The sequence below is a fragment of the Nitrobacter winogradskyi genome (assembly GCF_006539545.1).
Taxonomy (GTDB): Bacteria; Pseudomonadota; Alphaproteobacteria; order Rhizobiales; family Xanthobacteraceae; genus Nitrobacter; species Nitrobacter winogradskyi_A.
The window spans coordinates 130,922-146,366 of sequence record NZ_BJNF01000002.1; the positions used below are offsets into that span (position 1 = coordinate 130,922).

General features: G+C 60.8%; 22 protein-coding genes. 11 read left to right on the forward strand and 11 right to left on the reverse strand.

Going from position 1 to position 15,445, the window contains the following annotated elements:
• Positions 1–132: 132 nt before the first annotated feature.
• From NWI01_RS00580 to NWI01_RS18690, 4 genes are all read right to left on the reverse strand, one after another.
• Positions 133–711, reverse strand: coding sequence for a hypothetical protein (locus NWI01_RS00580; protein ID WP_210242923.1), 579 nt, complete (start codon positions 709–711; stop codon positions 133–135).
• A 33-nt stretch (positions 712–744) separates the two neighbouring features.
• Complete coding sequence (locus tag NWI01_RS00585; RefSeq protein ID WP_141381806.1) at positions 745–1,563, reverse strand: hypothetical protein; 819 nt, start codon at positions 1,561–1,563, stop codon at positions 745–747.
• Between the two features lie 69 nt (positions 1,564–1,632).
• The gene (locus tag NWI01_RS00590; RefSeq protein ID WP_141381807.1) at positions 1,633–2,094 is read right to left on the reverse strand and encodes a hypothetical protein; all 462 of its coding nucleotides are present in this window, start codon (positions 2,092–2,094) and stop codon (positions 1,633–1,635) included.
• Between the two features lie 40 nt (positions 2,095–2,134).
• Positions 2,135–2,278 (reverse strand): hypothetical protein, encoded by a 144-nt coding sequence (locus tag NWI01_RS18690; protein WP_210242924.1) that lies wholly within the window; start codon positions 2,276–2,278, stop codon positions 2,135–2,137.
• Between the two features lie 32 nt (positions 2,279–2,310).
• Here NWI01_RS18690 and NWI01_RS00595 point away from each other — a divergent pair, with 32 nt between their 5' ends.
• The 4 genes from NWI01_RS00595 to NWI01_RS00605 all read left to right on the forward strand — a co-directional run bounded on the left by NWI01_RS00595 (position 2,311) and on the right by NWI01_RS00605 (position 4,414).
• Positions 2,311–3,402, forward strand: a complete 1,092-nt coding sequence (locus NWI01_RS00595; protein WP_244613588.1) for a toprim domain-containing protein — start codon at positions 2,311–2,313, stop codon at positions 3,400–3,402.
• On the forward strand, positions 3,399–3,728 hold the full coding sequence (locus NWI01_RS19480; protein WP_244613598.1) for a hypothetical protein: 330 nt from the start codon (positions 3,399–3,401) through the stop codon (positions 3,726–3,728). The genes NWI01_RS00595 and NWI01_RS19480 overlap by 4 nt, the downstream gene beginning before the upstream one ends.
• Complete coding sequence (locus NWI01_RS00600; RefSeq protein WP_141381808.1) at positions 3,725–3,910, forward strand: hypothetical protein; 186 nt, start codon at positions 3,725–3,727, stop codon at positions 3,908–3,910. Before NWI01_RS19480 ends, NWI01_RS00600 begins: the two co-directional genes overlap by 4 nt.
• A gap of 318 nt (positions 3,911–4,228) precedes the next feature.
• Positions 4,229–4,414 (forward strand): hypothetical protein, encoded by a 186-nt coding sequence (locus tag NWI01_RS00605; protein ID WP_141381809.1) that lies wholly within the window; start codon positions 4,229–4,231, stop codon positions 4,412–4,414.
• A gap of 539 nt (positions 4,415–4,953) precedes the next feature.
• Here NWI01_RS00605 and NWI01_RS00610 read toward each other — a convergent pair.
• Positions 4,954–5,484, reverse strand: coding sequence for a thermonuclease family protein (locus NWI01_RS00610; RefSeq protein WP_141381810.1), 531 nt, complete (start codon positions 5,482–5,484; stop codon positions 4,954–4,956).
• Positions 5,485–5,641: 157 nt separating this feature from the next.
• On the opposite strand from NWI01_RS00610, the gene NWI01_RS00615 reads away from it, so the two are divergent.
• Entirely contained in the window at positions 5,642–5,827 is a 186-nt protein-coding gene (locus NWI01_RS00615) for a hypothetical protein (protein ID WP_141381811.1), read from the forward strand.
• Positions 5,828–5,924: 97 nt separating this feature from the next.
• Here the strand turns inward: NWI01_RS00615 and NWI01_RS00620 are convergent, their stop codons facing one another.
• Positions 5,925–6,245 (reverse strand): hypothetical protein, encoded by a 321-nt coding sequence (locus tag NWI01_RS00620; protein WP_141381812.1) that lies wholly within the window; start codon positions 6,243–6,245, stop codon positions 5,925–5,927.
• A 243-nt stretch (positions 6,246–6,488) separates the two neighbouring features.
• On the reverse strand, positions 6,489–6,695 hold the full coding sequence (locus tag NWI01_RS00625; protein WP_141381813.1) for a hypothetical protein: 207 nt from the start codon (positions 6,693–6,695) through the stop codon (positions 6,489–6,491).
• A gap of 25 nt (positions 6,696–6,720) precedes the next feature.
• On the opposite strand from NWI01_RS00625, the gene NWI01_RS00630 reads away from it, so the two are divergent.
• Positions 6,721–6,906 carry a hypothetical protein gene (locus NWI01_RS00630; RefSeq protein WP_141381814.1) on the forward strand — a complete coding sequence of 62 codons (186 nt, stop codon included), beginning with the start codon at positions 6,721–6,723 and terminating at the stop codon, positions 6,904–6,906.
• 189 nt (positions 6,907–7,095) lie between these two features.
• Here the strand turns inward: NWI01_RS00630 and NWI01_RS18695 are convergent, their stop codons facing one another.
• The gene (locus NWI01_RS18695; protein ID WP_181410326.1) at positions 7,096–7,275 is read right to left on the reverse strand and encodes a hypothetical protein; all 180 of its coding nucleotides are present in this window, start codon (positions 7,273–7,275) and stop codon (positions 7,096–7,098) included.
• 238 nt (positions 7,276–7,513) lie between these two features.
• Here NWI01_RS18695 and NWI01_RS00635 point away from each other — a divergent pair, with 238 nt between their 5' ends.
• Both NWI01_RS00635 and NWI01_RS00640 read left to right on the forward strand, forming a co-directional pair.
• Complete coding sequence (locus NWI01_RS00635; protein ID WP_141381815.1) at positions 7,514–7,717, forward strand: hypothetical protein; 204 nt, start codon at positions 7,514–7,516, stop codon at positions 7,715–7,717.
• An 18-nt stretch (positions 7,718–7,735) separates the two neighbouring features.
• Positions 7,736–8,512 (forward strand): hypothetical protein, encoded by a 777-nt coding sequence (locus NWI01_RS00640; protein ID WP_141381816.1) that lies wholly within the window; start codon positions 7,736–7,738, stop codon positions 8,510–8,512.
• 93 nt (positions 8,513–8,605) lie between these two features.
• On the opposite strand, the gene NWI01_RS00645 is transcribed toward NWI01_RS00640, so the two are convergent.
• The 3 genes from NWI01_RS00645 to NWI01_RS00655 form a co-directional block, all read right to left on the reverse strand.
• Positions 8,606–9,184: a DUF1254 domain-containing protein gene (locus NWI01_RS00645; RefSeq protein ID WP_141381817.1), complete on the reverse strand. Its 579-nt coding sequence runs from the start codon at positions 9,182–9,184 to the stop codon at positions 8,606–8,608.
• Positions 9,181–9,759 carry a DUF1214 domain-containing protein gene (locus NWI01_RS00650; RefSeq protein ID WP_141381818.1) on the reverse strand — a complete coding sequence of 193 codons (579 nt, stop codon included), beginning with the start codon at positions 9,757–9,759 and terminating at the stop codon, positions 9,181–9,183. The genes NWI01_RS00645 and NWI01_RS00650 overlap by 4 nt, the downstream gene beginning before the upstream one ends.
• Positions 9,760–9,952: 193 nt before the next feature.
• The gene (locus NWI01_RS00655; protein ID WP_301293767.1) at positions 9,953–12,184 is read right to left on the reverse strand and encodes a transglycosylase domain-containing protein; all 2,232 of its coding nucleotides are present in this window, start codon (positions 12,182–12,184) and stop codon (positions 9,953–9,955) included.
• Positions 12,185–12,551: 367 nt separating this feature from the next.
• Here NWI01_RS00655 and NWI01_RS00660 point away from each other — a divergent pair, with 367 nt between their 5' ends.
• The 3 genes from NWI01_RS00660 to NWI01_RS00670 all read left to right on the forward strand — a co-directional run bounded on the left by NWI01_RS00660 (position 12,552) and on the right by NWI01_RS00670 (position 15,202).
• Entirely contained in the window at positions 12,552–13,070 is a 519-nt protein-coding gene (locus NWI01_RS00660; protein WP_141381820.1) for a YcgN family cysteine cluster protein, read from the forward strand.
• Between the two features lie 149 nt (positions 13,071–13,219).
• Entirely contained in the window at positions 13,220–14,767 is a 1,548-nt protein-coding gene (locus NWI01_RS00665) for an MDR family MFS transporter (RefSeq protein ID WP_141381821.1), read from the forward strand.
• A gap of 261 nt (positions 14,768–15,028) precedes the next feature.
• Positions 15,029–15,202, forward strand: a complete 174-nt coding sequence (locus NWI01_RS00670; RefSeq protein ID WP_141381822.1) for a Flp family type IVb pilin — start codon at positions 15,029–15,031, stop codon at positions 15,200–15,202.
• Positions 15,203–15,445 lie beyond the last annotated feature (243 nt).

Genomic DNA, 15,445 nt, shown 5'->3' on the forward strand with positions numbered 1-15,445 from the left:
GCAATCCTCTCGTTTCAAGTAAAGCCGCAATCTGCCTCCATTCCGAAGTTTTCCCCGGCCCCAAAAAAGCAGATGAAATCGCTTCGTCAGTAGCGAAAAGGGGGATGTCGGCGAGATCGGATGGCCCCTTCCTCATTTCTCCTCCTTCTCGGGACCGGAGGTGAGTTGGCGGATAATATCGCGAGCAGCCCGAAAATGACGGAACGCAAGTTGATCTTGAAATGCAGCATCATAGTCTATGCGAAACATTTTCTCCGATTTTGAGAATGCGATCTCAACCGGATTTATTTTGGCGAAAGGCTTAAGCCGTTCGTATGCCTCATCGCGCTCCTGCTTCAACCTAGCGATCGCAGACACGATTGCCTCTTTGTCGGGATCGCATCCAAGCTCACGGGCCGTGTCTTCCACCACGCGGAAGACGTTTTCACGCTCTTGCTCGGCGCAAAGGGCACGATCCATCCAGTGGTTCTTCGCCGCCAAGAGCATTTTTCCCTGCTCCACAGCGTCGTTAAGCTTGATTTTCAAGTCTTCCACCTTCGCAGTCATGAAGCCTCGCAAACCTTTAACCCTGGGCAGAGGGTATTCCTTTCCGACCCGTTTTAGGAAGGCGTCGACGGTCGATTCGCCGCAATATCCGGCCGCCAGCGAGGCCGGCATGCGGCGGGGCCAGGAGCCATTTGGGATTACAGACGCGCGCGCAGGACGGCTCATGGTTGAGCCGTCCCTTCAGAACGCGTCCTATGGTCAGTCCCACAGGCCATGCGTTACCGTATCGCCTAGCCGCGTCGGGCCGTCGTCGTAAACTTGCTGATCCAGCGACTGCATGATGCCGCCGCCGTGCGGGACGTATTTTGAGAACTGGCGATGGTGCGCCGTGACGAATTCTCGAACTCTCGATTCGGTTTCGTGGGGTCTAATGCGACCTTCTGCGGCGGCCAAACTCATGGCTGACCGAACTTCATTCCGAATATCAACCGGCACCAAGGCAGTAGCTCGGAAAATTCGCTCGTAGATGTTTGTGTTTTGTAGCTTCCGGTTGGGACCACGCGATCGCACTTGGGTGACGCGCTTTGACACACCGGCCCTGTTCGCGGCAAGGAGATTTTCATTGGCCAATCTTGCAATGAGCCTGCCGGCGGCCACGTTCTCATTCATGAATGCCCGAAGACTGCGCACCTCAATTATGATGGAGCCTTTGACATACTCCTTCTTTTCCTTTGTTTGTCCGTGCGAGATGTAGCCCCGTGTTATGAATGAGAGCGTTTTACCTTCTCGCAACGCTGCAAAAACTTGTCGAATCTGGCGTTCGGACGCCTTAGGTGCTTTGCCACTTTTGCGATATCTGCGTGAAGCAGCAGCTGCGCAAATCAAGCAAACGCAAACCCCTCGCCTCACTCTCATCGTGTCGCTCGACAAGATGTGGCCGTGTCTGCAAGTCTTGTTCTGGAAATTTATCATCCGTATCGCCTTTCCTCTGAACGGAACGGCGGGAATCGCCGTTCCCAAGGCGATCCGAATCCCGGAAAGGGCCTGAAGTGAGTCTGTATGAGCGAAGGTGGTCATGATGGTTGCCCGGTCAGCCCTTCGCCAGGACTTTGCGGGCACCCATGGTGTTCGAGGGGAACTGCAACATTATCGTGCCTCCGCTTCTCGCATGGCCAGAGCACCCGCCAAGGCGGCGATCTCGGTCAAGGTGGCGCCCATGGCAGCCGCCGCATGCACTAGGACCGCAGCGACAACGTCGGCGTTGGAGCGAGTGATGGAAATACGCTTCAGCCGATCTGCGACCACGTAGCTCTTGCTGATCAAGCGGACCCATTCGCCACCGAGCAGATCGCAGACGTTTTTCGCTCTCGGCTTATTATCCTCGCCCAGAATTGCTTCTGCAGCATGGATGTAGGCCCAATAGATGCTGACCAGCCCCCAGGCGTCATTTAAGCCGGCGAGGCGATCAAGTTCCGCTTCAAGGTCAGGCTCGACCTCAACAGGGCTGATGTTCTTGTCGATGACATCGAACGGCGAGGGCGTTCGCTTACGTCGGCGGCGGGCGTTCGTCGGCTTGAGAGCGGATGACGTTTCCGGAATCTGCAACATATCCCCTCCAAGCCTGGAGAGGCGGTAACGGCGGTATCCCTCAATGCACCGTGTATCCCATCTGCCGATAGTACAGCGGGCCATAGTCCCGCGTCATCGACGCATCCCATTCACGAAACATCTGGATCGCCCGCTGGCGAATGCGGGCAGGGGTGCGGGGTCGAACGATGATTTTCGGCGCCATCAAGAACTGTAGCTGGAAAGGCGGCAAAAGCTATGACGCTCAGTCGACGGGCGGAAGAATGGTTCGCGGCGCGCGCGATCGATCTAGAGATCGTGTCTCGTATGGGGATTTACAGCGCGACGCGCGACGCCACTGGCGATAGCGGCGCGGTCGTTCCCGACGCGAGCGGCGATATCCTCGTCTTCCCCTACCTTGAGAACGAAGCGGAGGTTGCCGCCAAGTATCGCGGGAGGCCTCGCGCCGACGGTTCGAAAGTCATGTGGCAACGGGCGAATGGTCGGCGCACGTTCTACAACGCCGACGTTCTCGACGATCCGAAGCTGTCCGATGGTTCGGCCGCGCTGGTCATCACCGAGGGCGAGCCGGACTGCCTCGCGGTGCTTTCCGCCGGATATCCGTTCGCTGTGTCGGTTCCGGACGGTGCGCCGCCAGACAGGGATGCGCATGGCAACAAGCTGCCACCGGTCCCTGAAACGGCGGACGACATCGATCCGAACAACGACGACAAGTACCGGTTTCTCGTCAACAACTGGGAGCGTTTGAAAACGATCAAGCGGTTCATTCTGATGACCGATGGCGACGGCCCTGGTCACCGCCTGCGGGATGAACTTGCCCGGCGCCTCGGGCGGGTTCGCTGCTCGTTCGTGACCTATCCGGATTGTGGGGGAAGCAAGCCTGACGCGAACGAGGTGCTGATCCAGCATGGCGCGTCGGCTGTCGTCGACATGATCGCCCATGCGTCGCCCTATCCGGTCAAGGGCATCTACCGGATGAGCGAATTCCCCGATCCACCGGCGATGCAGCCGGTGACGACGGGCTGGGGCAGGCTCGACCTTCCGGTGCAGGAAGGCATGGCGGGCCTGATGATGGAGCTTGGGCTGTTCATGACGGTCCTCGGTATTCCGGGATCTGGGAAGTCCACATGGACAACCCAGCTTGCCGCCAACCTGGCGCGTGAGCATGGCTGGAACATCGGGATTGCGACCTTCGAAATGAAGGTCAAGCCGTACATGCAAAAATTGCTCCGCAACGCATACCTCGGGGAGCCGGCCTCCGATCTTCATCCGTTCGATCCTCGCCTCAGGGCGGCGATCAGTTCATCGAGCAGCGTTTCATGTTCATGAGTTGTGAGATCGACGACGACGCGGAAGACCCGACGATCGATTGGGTTCTCGATTGCGCCGGAGACGCCGTGGTTCGCTTTGGCCTGAATGTTCTGATCATCGATCCTTGGAACGAGCTTGAGCACCATCGGCGCCGTGATGAAAGCCTGGCCGCCCCAGCGCCCGGCATGGTCGCGGCAAGACGGGGCCATGTGTTCGTGCTTAAGCGGCACCTGCACGGCAATACCTGGCTGGTCCACGACAGCAATTCCGGCCATGGAAAGACCCGCATTCACCCGAGATCGATCGCGGGGTTCACGATCGTGGATCCGAGGGCAGGGACGTGACCCTGCTCCAACCCATAGGCTCCCTGGTATTCAGCCTTGGGGCGGCGCTGGCGTTCCTAGCCGGCTGGATGCGCCTTTGCGACAGCGGGAGCGATCTGGCGGGCAAGGTGCTCGGCGTTGGCGTGACGCTGCTGCTGCTCGGGTGGCTGATGATGGAGTGCGCGGGGGATCGGGTGGCTTAGTCTCCCAAAAAGACCCGCTGGAAGGGGCTACGACCAACGGGCCAGTTCGGGTTCGGGGGTCGCGGGGGCGCGGAAGGTGCCCCGTTCCGACGGTACAATCCGCGTGGCAGACGAGTGTTCCTAAAGGAGAAACCCGCCGGTGTGGGAGGACCGCCGGCGGGGTTCGACGAGGGCGGGGACCGGGGTTCGAAACGACCCGCCCGTACAGATAATCGATACGGCGCATTGGCGTTCCTTGATCCCGGCGCGGGGCTGGCATGCGGCGGCCTTTTCGTTCTGCGCACGGCCCTTACATCAAGCTCTCCGTGGAGCATCGCAATGGCCCGCACCCCGAGAGACCTTGCCGATCGGATGACGGCACGACGCCGGCAAGCCAAGGCCGATGACGGGTTTGCGCGCGAGACTTTCACCCAGCCGCGGGAGCAGGCGTGCCAGACGGCGAGGGCGTTCCTCGATCGCTGGCCGGCTGCCGCCTACATGACCGCGGTCGAATCCTGGCGGTAGCTACCCGGCGGCGATATCGAGTTCACGATGAAGCGGCTCCGGAGTGCGGATTGAACTCGCGGTAACTTCGCGCCTCATATCTCGGATAGCTGTCATTTCAAGGGAGAGTTGGTGCTGTTGAGCAGCAAGATGGGTGAGCCAAAGAGTGAGAATGCTCTGTCTGGCCTGAACAATCGTGGCGGAACTCATTGACGCTACTCAAACGCGACTTCCTGTCTCTGGGTATGTCTCTCAGCACTCCTAAAGGTTCAATTTAATTACTAAGCCGGTTGGCAAGAGGAGCGCCGACGAGTTCTGGGAGGGCAAGCTGTAAAACGAGAAAGGCAAGAACGGCAATTTGATCTTGGCACCGTGCAGTAGCCAAGGTCTTGTCACCGTAAGGTTGCGCAGATATGGCCGCAATAGACTGGTTCAGGCGCCGCTTTGGCGTTGCGGTAAAACAAGCAAGTGCTCGATGGCGGCTCACCACCACAATCAAACAGCCAAGTTAAACGGAAGAAGAAATGACCAACCCCGCCGAAGCGGGGTTTTCTATTCGGTCAGCACCAGCCCGGCCTACGCGGGCATCCCGTACCAGTGCAGACATAGCGGTGTGCCAGACCTTCACCGATCAGGACATCGCCAACGTCTCGCCCGTTAACCGTCAGCACGCCGCAGAGCCTGCCGAAATTGCAGCGCCTAGTGCCCTCGGTGCCCGGCCGGCAGGCGCAAGCGATGCGCGTGAGTTGCGCTTCGCCGTCCGTAATCAGTTCGCTCAACCGCGCGGTGGCGCGGGCCGCTAGCTGCCGCTCGGAATCGCACCGGGCGAGATCGCCTTTCTCCAGAGTATCGAAGCCGACTAGGCGGTAGTGATCACCGCCGGAGGCAACCGTGTCGCCGTCGATCACCCGGAGGCCGCCAGTCAGCGATGGCAGACTGATTTGTGATACGGACGGTACGCGATCCAGAAGCGAGGCTATGCGGATGGTGCGCAACTCCGGCCACTTGTCGAGTGCTGCCATGGCTGCTGACACGATCGCAAAAGCCGACAGGGCGAGGATTACCGGCGCCTGCCAATCCCATCGTCGCATCGTTCCTCTTCAAATTCTCGTGCGCCTAAGGTTCGCGAGATGGGATCCCGCATTTCTTGGGCGACAGATGCCTGCTTAACCATGGAACAGAGGTTCTTAAGGAACGCATTCCGGAGCGTGCCGTTGTCTCCTTACCTTTAGCAAAGGAGATTTATAGATGGGCAGCGATACCAGCTCGAACTTTCCTCCGGCCGCACAGCCGAAGCAGGACCCGCAGAAGACCCTCGGTAAGACTATGCAAGAACTGACGGACGAGGCGGACAAGCACCTATCCGAGAAGGAAAAGAAGAGCGGCGAGAGCATCAAGCACGCCCCGCCGGGCAGGAGCGACATCGTTCCGTAGAACGCGAAACTAAGCAAGGAAGCCGTCAGCCGCTCGTGGGGCTGGCGGCTTCGCGTTTAGGAGGCAAGTTCGTCGCGGTTGAAGTAGCGGGACCAGTTCATTCCAGCCACCACTCATTCGACAAAGCCAAGTCTTCGATAAGGTGCCAACGTCTGATACGCTCAGGCGTCAGTGACGCATAGAACTTCTCCCACGCATCCTTGCACCCTTGTTTGGCGGCCTCCAGGCTGTCGGCGCTTCCGTTGCACCAGCGCGGAATCGGGAGAGGCAGGTTGACGTGCCACTCCCATACGGTTCGCTGCGAAGACTGCTCGCTGGCCAACTGGATCCTACCAACCGAGCGGCCTTCGTGAATGACGCAATAGTCGTCTTTCAGCTTATCGCCGGCGGTGACGGTGGGACGGAGTAAAAGGTCCATCGCTCGAATCTAAGACGGACGAGGCGGAATTCCATCCCAACCCAAGGTGGCGTCGGGGGCCAATCTTTACAACGTCGATGCCAGCGTCCCTCCGGAAGCGCGATCGCGCTCGCCCGTCCTATTGACCTGGCGCAAATCGTATAGACTGAATTGATGTTAGCTTAGAGTTTCCGAGGACGAGAATGGTTAGTAATATTGAACTGAGTTAACTATAGAAACCGCGATCTCATTAACGATCTGCTGCTATTGAAGTGTTTGGCAAGGCGGCGTCGCTTTCATCTCATGGCGCTCGGCCTCGCTCGAACTGATTAATGCCTCGATTTCTCGGTAAAGTTCGAGCTTAGCCATTTCCAGAAGGAATTTAAGTAGCTCCAAATCGAGTCGCTGGGCTAACCCCCAAGCGTCATCGATCGATTTTTGAAGTGCTTCAAGTTTCCCGAGATCTGACATTCTGTCCTACCGAGGAAGCATTATTATGAACGACGACACCATGGATGCGTTGCGGAACCTACTCGCGCAGATGCGCGGCGAAGCCGACGCTGGCCGCACCGAGCACCTGGCCGACGCAGTCCGCCTGATAAAGGCATTCATGTTGCTTGACAGCGATTCTCGCAGAGCGGTGATCGACACTGCTGAGCGGCTCGTAATTAAGAAGGTCTGATTGGTTCGCTTCCAGCCGGCCACCGTGCGGAATTGACATTTCGTGGCCCCCAATCCTGTACCGCCAAGTTAAGCGGCAGGTGTAGTATCGGACGAACTTTAGAATAAATGCAACTGCCGGGTGTTGCGTATACACTCAAATTATAACGATTCAGGATGAGATTATGCTCAAATTATAACCAAGCAGCCACTACAGCTTTGGGGGTTTTCCCGACTGCCCCAACAACTTGGCGACCTCGTCAAAGTTCCCGGCCGGATCCTCGTCGCTGCTCAGCAACTCGGCAAGGCGCTTGTCCCCGATCGTAGTCGAGAGGCAAGCCCTGACCGCGCGGTTGAGGATCTTGGAGAGTGGCGAGCCGCGAGCGTTCATTCCTGCATCCTAGCCTGAACTTCGGCGGAGTCCATCAACCGGGACGGGGGCCGCGGTGCTGTGGCGCAAACCCTGGAACGGCAGGAGAACATGCCGGCGCACGCCGTTATCGTTCGTCGCCCCTCCATCAATAAAACCAACGGCTTGCCGTTAACATGCCGTTAACCATGCGAGGTTCTAAATCCCGCCGCGTCGCCGCTCAAATCGCGACGAGCGCTGGGACCGAGGAGAGACTGGCATGGGCACCGTTATTGCGTTTCCGGCGGATGGAGCGTCGCGGCGGGGGTCAGCGGTCAATCGCTCCCTGGATCAGGTGATGGGAACGGTGGTCATCCTGCCGGTGATTCGCATCGACCGCATGACCGACGAAACCCACGGCGGCAGTGATCCCGAGCAGGGGACGGCTGCCAGGCGGCGGCGACGCCGGCGCGCCCGCTCCTGATTTTTCCGGACTCACCCGATGCAGAAGACGCCGCTCGCGACGCCAGGTCTGGGACGATCGCGTCTCGCTTCGCTTCTTTCCGTGATTCTACTGGGTGCAGCGCTCGCCGCTTGCAGTGGCGGCGACTTTGGTCGCGTTCGTCAGGACGCACGCAATGACGACATGCACCGCTGGATGGGTGCGGAAGCGACCGGCAGCATCGGTCGCCAGCCGTCGCGGTTTCAATTGACCGACAACGAGCGGCAGTTGCGCGATCTCGCCTATCCGCTGGTCGAGCCGCCGCATTCGCGGCCTGCCTGGAAGAGTGTGTTCGGCAACTACGACCCGCTGGCTGCGCCATGGCGGCAAAAGCCTGCATTCGATCGCTCCGCTTACGGCCGGCTGCTTCTCGACGAGCCGCATCGATCTCACGCTTCGCGCTATGCGCAACTGATCGATGACGTTCGCGACGACCTCACCCGTTTCGACCCGTTCTTCAACACCGCCCGGCAGGTTTTCGATCTCGACAGCAAGCGTAACGCCAGCTTGAGGTTGGTGTCGGACCTGTCGCCGCGCGAGCGCGCTGACGCCGTCGCTCGCATGGAGGAAAACACTCTGATCGTGCAGTGGGTGCAGCAGTGTCTCGAGCAGCGGATCGCATCCTATCGCTGGGCGCTCGAGCATCTGGTGATTCATGCGCCGGACGGTGTGGCAGCTGACGCAGACCGCCTGATCGGGCACCTCGCGGTGTTGAGCGCCAATCCGCCCGTGGCCTCGGCCCCCGTGATCGGCCGCGCCTTGCGCACGCGTGGATAGCGCACATTGCGTTTTCAAACGAAGCCTATCCTCGGGCTTGAGCTCCAAGGATGGATAACCTGTTCGCGTGAAGAGAACGCGCCAAAGTAATATCTATCGTTTCGCTTCCGGCTTCATCACGGGCGGCTCGGTTTGCAGCCGGCATTTTGCGGCGGCGAGAGAGGATCTCGCCTGCTCCATCATGCCCGGCTCAGGCGCCAGCGCCTTGAGAACGATCAGCCCTGTCGTCGAGGGAGAATCGATGATGAGACGGTCCGCGGCCGTCACGTCCTCTTCTTCGGGCAGATCGGCGTGCTGCGCCTCGGTCATCAGGTTGAGTTCAATCACCTTGCGTCCGGCCGAGCGGTCGTTGATGGCGTAATAGGCGACGTTGCTTTGGGTATAGAACGACACCGACGTATACGCCTCGCTCACAGGCACCGTGAGCTTGATCGATCCGTCCGACAGGTCGTAGCGGCAGATCGCGGTGGCGAATGCGGGATCCATGTACGGCATCAGCGAGTTGGCGGGCTCCGCCGGCGGCAACGGCGTTACGGCGTTCAGTGTGGTGATCTCCGTCAGTCGCGAATAGGCGTCCTGGGATGCGATCCGCGGCAGCGCCAACACGCTGACGAGATGAACGATCCCGCCAAGCAGAATGCCCCCGACAATCGCAAACAGCAGGCGGATCATGAGCACTTCTCTGTCGTGACCGAAGGCATGGGTGCGTCGCGTCGGGTTCGCGTGCCCACCCCGACGGGAGTATCATAAAGGCGAAGCATCAGCACATAGCGCTCGATGCCGCCGGTCGGCAGCCAGTTGCCGGCGCGCGCGCGCGCCGCCACATGCACAATGAATGAGCCATCGGAGTTCCGCACGATCTCCTGGCTGGTGAAGCCATGGCGTTGCAGCGCGTTCGCGACCAGATAGCCTTTGCGGTCGTGGAGCGTCAGCGTCCAGAAGCGTGCCGCTGGTGTGATCCCCGCGATAATGACCTCGCACCGGCCATCGAGCGGCCGCTGCGCGTCATCGGCTTTGGCGAGAAATGCTATGCCGTCTCCGGCTCCGATCGGTAGTTCTCCGCTCCGCGCGATTGCGGCGCGTGAATAGGGATCGATCTCGGCGGATCCGATCCTTGGCCTTGCCGTCCATGCGCCGATGGTCAGCGTGCCGAGATTGGTGCCGCGCGTTGCGGTGATCCAGGTGGCTCCAAGGCCGATCGCGGTGGCGAGACCGAGACCCAGCAAGGTGATGATAATCAGCCGCACGGGTCGGCGCTCCGGTGTTGAAATCTGACGATCACTTGTAGATCAAATAAAAGGACGGAGTCTTTCACGGTTTCCATGAAGCGGTGAGGACTCTAGAGCATGATTCCGAAAAGTGGAAACCGGCTTTCGGAAAAGATCATGCTCAAACAAAAAGATAAGCGACGAGTCTGATTCAACGCAGTTGAAACAGACTCTAGTTCTTGCCTGGCTTCGGGATTGCCCGGTCGCCGGACGCGGTTGCCACATTCCTGGCGTCGCCGTTGGGGGAGGTGGGATTGAGGGCGTCCGAGCGCACCGGATTGACCGCCCCTCCAGCCGAGGTTTTTCCGATTGTGCGGGCTGCTTCATCAAGCATCTTTTCCACGCGGACCAGGATATCGGCTCCGCGCCTGGTCAGGATAGGCGGAGGCGCCGGGGTTGCATTGTCCTGGCTGTCGGCGGTTCTGGCGGTCATGCCTGCGGCCGGTTTCGTTGGCGTGGCAACACCGGGGATGTCCTTGATCTCGATGCCGCGATGCGCGGCTGCCATGATGTCGTGCCAGGTTTGGGCGGGCAGCGCGCCGCCGGTCAGGCGGTTGGTCGGTGAATAGTCGTCATTGCCGTACCAGACCCCGCATGCAAAATTGCCGGTGTAGCCAACGAACCATGCGTCACGATAAGCGTTGGTGGTGCCGGTCTTGCCCGCGGCGGGGATGCCGTCAAGGATCGCGCGGCGCGCGGTGCCTTCGCTGACCACATGACTCATCATGCCCGCCATGTCGGCGGCGACTGAAGGCGGAATGACTTGGCGCGGTTGGGGACCGTCGCGGTCGTAGCGCCACACCAGATCGCCGGCGCCGGTGCGGACCTCGAGAACCGCATGGGGCGTCACCGCCTTGCCCTTGTTCGGGAACGTCGCATAGGCAACGGCATGTTCGAGCACATTGACCTCGTCGGCCCCGATCGGCAGCGAGGGCGTATCGGGCAACGGCGTGACGATGCCGAACTTGCGAGCGACCTCGACGATCTTGGCGCGGCCCGCCTTGGCGGGATTCTTCGCGCCCTTGCCGAGCGCGATCGAGAGCTTCACCGGCACGACGTTGATCGAACGCGTCAGCGCTTGGGTCAGCGTCACCGTGCCGGAGTAGGAATGACCATAATTCTGCGGGCACCAGTTGCCGAGACAGACAGGACCGTCGACGATCTTGGATGTCGGCTTGAAGCCGTTGAGCAGCGCCGTGGTGTAGACATACGGCTTGAACGAGGATCCGGGCTGGCGCAGGGCGTCCGTCGCGCGATTGAACTGACTCGCGCCGTAATCGCGCCCGCCAACCATGGCGCGTATGCCGCCGTCGAGATCCGCCACAACCGTTGCCGCTTGCGTGGCGTGATAGTCGCGGCCGAACTGCCGCAACTGACTCTCGATCGCCTCTTCCGCCGCGTGCTGCACGTTCATGTCGATCGTGGTGCGCACGACAAATACGCGCTCGGTATAGGAGCGCGGAAAGGTCTCGACCAGCCTGCGCATTTCCTCGAATGCCCAGTCGAGATAATAATTCGGCGAGTTCTCGTCGCGGCGGTCGACCGCGGTGGCGGGATTGCGCCGCGCGCCGAACACCTGACCTTCGGTCATGAAGCCTGAATCGACCATGTTGTCGAGCACCTGGTTGGCGCGGGCGCGAGCGGCAGGCAGGTTGATGTGCGGGGCGTATTTGGTCGGCGCCTTGAACAGGCCGGCGAGCATGGCGGATTCGGCGAGATTGACGTCACGCACCGACTTGTTGAAATAGAAATGCGCCGCGCCGTCGACGCCGAAGGTTCCGCCGCCCATATAGGCCCGGTCGAGATACAGTTTCAGGATCTCGTTCTTGCTCAGCCGGGTTTCCAGCCAGACCGCGAGGAAGGCTTCATTGACCTTGCGCTCGATGGTGCGCTCATTGGAGAGGAAAAGGTTCTTGGCGAGTTGCTGGGTGATCGAGGAGCCGCCCTGCCGCACGCCGCCGGCTTGCGCGTTGGTCACCACCGCGCGGAAGGTGCCGCCGACGTCGATGCCGAAATGATTGTAGAAGCGGCGGTCTTCGGTCGCGAGCGTCGCCTTGATCAGGTTGTCCGGAAACTCCTCCAGCGGAATCGAATCGTTGTGTTTGATGCCGCGGCTGCCGATCGGATTGCCGTAGCGATCGAGGAAGGTCACCGCGAGATCGGATTTCTTCAGCCAGTCCTCGTCGGCGGTTTCGCGGAACGCCGGTTGCGCCAGCGCCAGCAGGAGGATGAGACCGCCGAGACCCAGGGTCGCGGCTTCCGACAATGGCTCGACGAAGACCCAGCGTTTCCAATGGCCGACATAAAAGCGGTCCATGAAGGTGGAGAAGCGCTCATAAAGCTCGCGCGCGCCGACCGCTGATGAGAACAGGGTGGAATCGATGCGCGCGTCGAGATCCAGCATGATATGCCGGATTCGCTTCTTCCAATCGGGGGGCAGGATGTTGAGCACCGGGGCCTGTGATCGATCTGCGGCATGGCGGCGCCTTTGATCCGGGATGCCGCCGCCACCTCATGCAAGAACGTTACGGCAAACCCAAGGCACTCGTGAAGGCGTCTCCAAACTCCGCTGGAACGACGTTCAGGTATTCTCGGGGAAGCCGTTTTTCTTCTATCCGAGCGCGGGTGATAAACCAATGGCCGGCCGTGACGTCAGCCCGGCGCGGCCGCGCTCGCGGCGTCCCTGATCCCGCGTGGCGCGCTTGCGCGAAGTGCCGGCGAAGCCCATAGACGGAGATCGGCATTCTCTGACACAACCATCGGCGTACTCCATGACCGAACGACCCGCGCAATCCTCGGAACAGAAGGGATTCTTCTGGAAGACCAAATCCTTGGATGAAATGTCGCCCGCCGAATGGGAAAGCCTGTGCGATGGCTGCGGGCGCTGCTGTCTGGAAAAACTGGAGGACGAGGATACCGGCGACATTTACTTCACGCACGTCTCCTGCCGGCTTCTGGATGCCGGGCTCTGCGCCTGCAAGGATTATCCGAAGCGCTCCGAGCAGGTTCCGGATTGCGTCCGCCTGACCCCGGACAATGTCCGCACCCTGAACTGGCTGCCGCCGAGCTGCGGATACCGGCTGGTCGCGGAGGGGCGCGATCTTTACTGGTGGCACCCGCTGATTTCCGGCGACCCCCATACCGTCCATGAGGCGGGTGTTTCGGTGCGCGGAAGGGTGCGTGGCACCGAGGACGAGATTCCCGATTCCGAACTCGAGGATCACATCGTGCAGTGGCCGGTTCTGTTGCCGAAGCGCGCCCGGCTTCGCAAACCGCCACCCCGGCGTTGACCCGTTCCGATCACAGATTTGCGATCGTGGGTTGGTAATTTTTTTGTTGGCCCATCGCTGTCAGAAGGCTCTCGCCAACATTATAAAATAGCAAAGTAGAGAACCGCGGCAGCTTCCCGCGCCTTTGAGCCAGATCATATTCCGTCCGCATGAATACCTATGAGCGCCTGGGTCGGGGTCGGTCCGGTCCCCCGATTTCGTCCGGCGAAGACGCGGCGCGCCCCGGTCTGGCTGAAGGTGAGGGCGATGCGCCGCCGGTCGTGGCGCCCGCCCAGCCGGGCGGGAGCGAGATCCGCACCATCCTGGTCAGCCTGATGCTGACCATGTTTCTCGCCGCCCTTGACCAGACCATCGTCGCAACCGCGCTGCCGACCATCGGCCGCGAGTTCCACGATGTCACCACGCTGGCATGGATCATCACGGCCTATCTCCTGGCGTCGACAGCGGTCGCGCCCTTGTTCGGCACGCTGAGCGATATCTATGGTCGCCGCGCCATGATCGTCACCGCGCTCGGCCTGTTCATCGCGGGTTCGGTCCTTTGCGCGCTGGCGCAGAACATGACGACGCTGATCGTGGCGCGCGGCGTGCAGGGCATCGGCGGCGGCGGCATCCTGCCTGTGGTGCAGACAATCATCTCCGATGTGGTGACGCCGCGGGAGCGCGGCCAGTATCAGGCTTATTTCAGCGGCGTGTGGACCGCGGCCGGCATCGCCGGGCCGGTGCTGGGCGGCGTATTCGCCGAGCACTTGCACTGGTCGATGATCTTCTGGATCAACGTGCCGCTTGGATTCGTCTCGCTGGCGTTGCTGTTGCCGAAGATGGGCAGCATCCCGGTGTTTCACCGCCGCCGCAGAGTGGACTGGACCGGCGGCCTGCTGTTGATGACGTCGGCTGTGGTGTTCATGCTGGTGCTGACATGGGGCGGCAACCGTTTCGCCTGGCTCTCGCGGGAAATCGTCGCCATGCTGGGAGTCTCGCTGGCGCTCGCCGCGGTCTTCGTCTGGCACGCGCGCAAGGCGTCCGAACCATTCCTCCCGCTGTCGCTGATAGGCGGGTCGGTGGTCCCGTATGCGATAGCCGCGAGTGCTCTCGCGCTCAGTGCGATCATCGGGATCACCGTGCATCTGCCCTTGTATTATCAGGTCGTCCATCATCTCGGCGTCAGCGAATCCGGACTGGCGCTGATTCCGATCGCGGCGGTTTCGACCGGCGGCGCGATGCTTGCGGGCCGCGCCATGACGCATACCCTCCATTACAAACGGATCGCGATCGTCGGCACCGCTTTTGCGGCTGTGATGGCCGCGATCATGGCTGCGGTGACGATGCCGCTATGGCCGCTGCTGGCGATGCTCTCGCTGTTCGCGTTCGGTCTTGGCACCATCTTTCCGGTCAGCGTGGTGTCGCTGCAGAATGCGGTGATGCGCGAGCAGGTCGGAACCGTCACCGGCGCGATGAATTTTTTTCGCGCGCTCGCCTGTTCCTTCGTCGTCGCCGCGTTCGCCGCCATCCTGCTGATGACGCTGGGAACCGACGCCATGATCGGCCATGAGGGCGGCGGCCGGATCAGTGCGATCCAGGCTTCGGACCTCACGACGGCGTTCCGTTATGTGTTCGCCGCCACGGCCGCGATGATGGCCGTCGCCGCGCTGCTCCTGGCGCGAATGGAAGAGCGGCCGCTCGCCGGCCCTTCGGCCTGATCCGCGCGGAGCTTCGTCGGTAAAGCGTTTTCGAGCGAACCATGTCCTCGGACCCGACCCGGGGATGGAATCTGGTTTGCGTAAAGAAAACGCGTCAAATCAAAAAGAGTATGTTCTTTTGGACGAACTCAACAGCCCGGCCATGACGGATCAGCTTTAAGCATTCGTTCAGGGCGTCGCTTAGGGTCTGGGCAATCTTTCGCCTTTAAGTTGCAAAAAGGAACGCGGAATATCGCGGGATCCAGATAGCGGAGTTGGGCATTGCGCCGCCTTGCAAAGTTTGCGTCGGAATTTCTGTGGGACACGTCAGGTGCGACGGCGATCGAATATGCGCTGATCGCTTCCGGCATCAGCATCGTCATCGTGGCCGCGGTGAGCGGCATCGGCGGTTCGCTCAGGGAGCGCTTCGACGCCCTGAACGGCTTGCTGAAATAGGTCCGGTGCGCGGTAAAGATTCCTAGGAAAAAATACCTTGACAGCGTGACGCTCCCGGAGTAGGTTTACGCCATGCTCCACAGTTGCGCCGGAACATCACACGTGTGACGCGCAAGTTTGTATGGCACTAACCGGGATTGGCCGGGATTAGCCGAAGAAATACGGGAAGTGCCCGTCGTTGGCGGGTTTCTCCCGTTCTCGGCGGGCTTGGCGATCCCCCGGCGCGCGCAACTTCACATGGCA

Coding starts and splice junctions, on each gene's coding strand:
- NWI01_RS00580 (WP_210242923.1), bottom strand. CDS start 711: ATGAGCCGTCCTGCGCGCGCGTCTGTAATCCCAAATGGCTCCTGGCCC.
- NWI01_RS00585 (WP_141381806.1), bottom strand. CDS start 1,563: ATGACCACCTTCGCTCATACAGACTCACTTCAGGCCCTTTCCGGGATT.
- NWI01_RS00590 (WP_141381807.1), bottom strand. CDS start 2,094: ATGTTGCAGATTCCGGAAACGTCATCCGCTCTCAAGCCGACGAACGCC.
- NWI01_RS18690 (WP_210242924.1), bottom strand. CDS start 2,278: ATGGCGCCGAAAATCATCGTTCGACCCCGCACCCCTGCCCGCATTCGC.
- NWI01_RS00595 (WP_244613588.1), top strand. CDS start 2,311: ATGACGCTCAGTCGACGGGCGGAAGAATGGTTCGCGGCGCGCGCGATC.
- NWI01_RS19480 (WP_244613598.1), top strand. CDS start 3,399: ATGAGTTGTGAGATCGACGACGACGCGGAAGACCCGACGATCGATTGG.
- NWI01_RS00605 (WP_141381809.1), top strand. CDS start 4,229: ATGGCCCGCACCCCGAGAGACCTTGCCGATCGGATGACGGCACGACGC.
- NWI01_RS00610 (WP_141381810.1), bottom strand. CDS start 5,484: ATGCGACGATGGGATTGGCAGGCGCCGGTAATCCTCGCCCTGTCGGCT.
- NWI01_RS00615 (WP_141381811.1), top strand. CDS start 5,642: ATGGGCAGCGATACCAGCTCGAACTTTCCTCCGGCCGCACAGCCGAAG.
- NWI01_RS00620 (WP_141381812.1), bottom strand. CDS start 6,245: ATGGACCTTTTACTCCGTCCCACCGTCACCGCCGGCGATAAGCTGAAA.
- NWI01_RS00625 (WP_141381813.1), bottom strand. CDS start 6,695: ATGTCAGATCTCGGGAAACTTGAAGCACTTCAAAAATCGATCGATGAC.
- NWI01_RS00630 (WP_141381814.1), top strand. CDS start 6,721: ATGAACGACGACACCATGGATGCGTTGCGGAACCTACTCGCGCAGATG.
- NWI01_RS18695 (WP_181410326.1), bottom strand. CDS start 7,275: ATGAACGCTCGCGGCTCGCCACTCTCCAAGATCCTCAACCGCGCGGTC.
- NWI01_RS00635 (WP_141381815.1), top strand. CDS start 7,514: ATGGGCACCGTTATTGCGTTTCCGGCGGATGGAGCGTCGCGGCGGGGG.
- NWI01_RS00640 (WP_141381816.1), top strand. CDS start 7,736: ATGCAGAAGACGCCGCTCGCGACGCCAGGTCTGGGACGATCGCGTCTC.
- NWI01_RS00645 (WP_141381817.1), bottom strand. CDS start 9,184: ATGATCCGCCTGCTGTTTGCGATTGTCGGGGGCATTCTGCTTGGCGGG.
- NWI01_RS00655 (WP_301293767.1), bottom strand. CDS start 12,184: ATGCTGGATCTCGACGCGCGCATCGATTCCACCCTGTTCTCATCAGCG.
- NWI01_RS00660 (WP_141381820.1), top strand. CDS start 12,552: ATGACCGAACGACCCGCGCAATCCTCGGAACAGAAGGGATTCTTCTGG.
- NWI01_RS00665 (WP_141381821.1), top strand. CDS start 13,220: ATGAATACCTATGAGCGCCTGGGTCGGGGTCGGTCCGGTCCCCCGATT.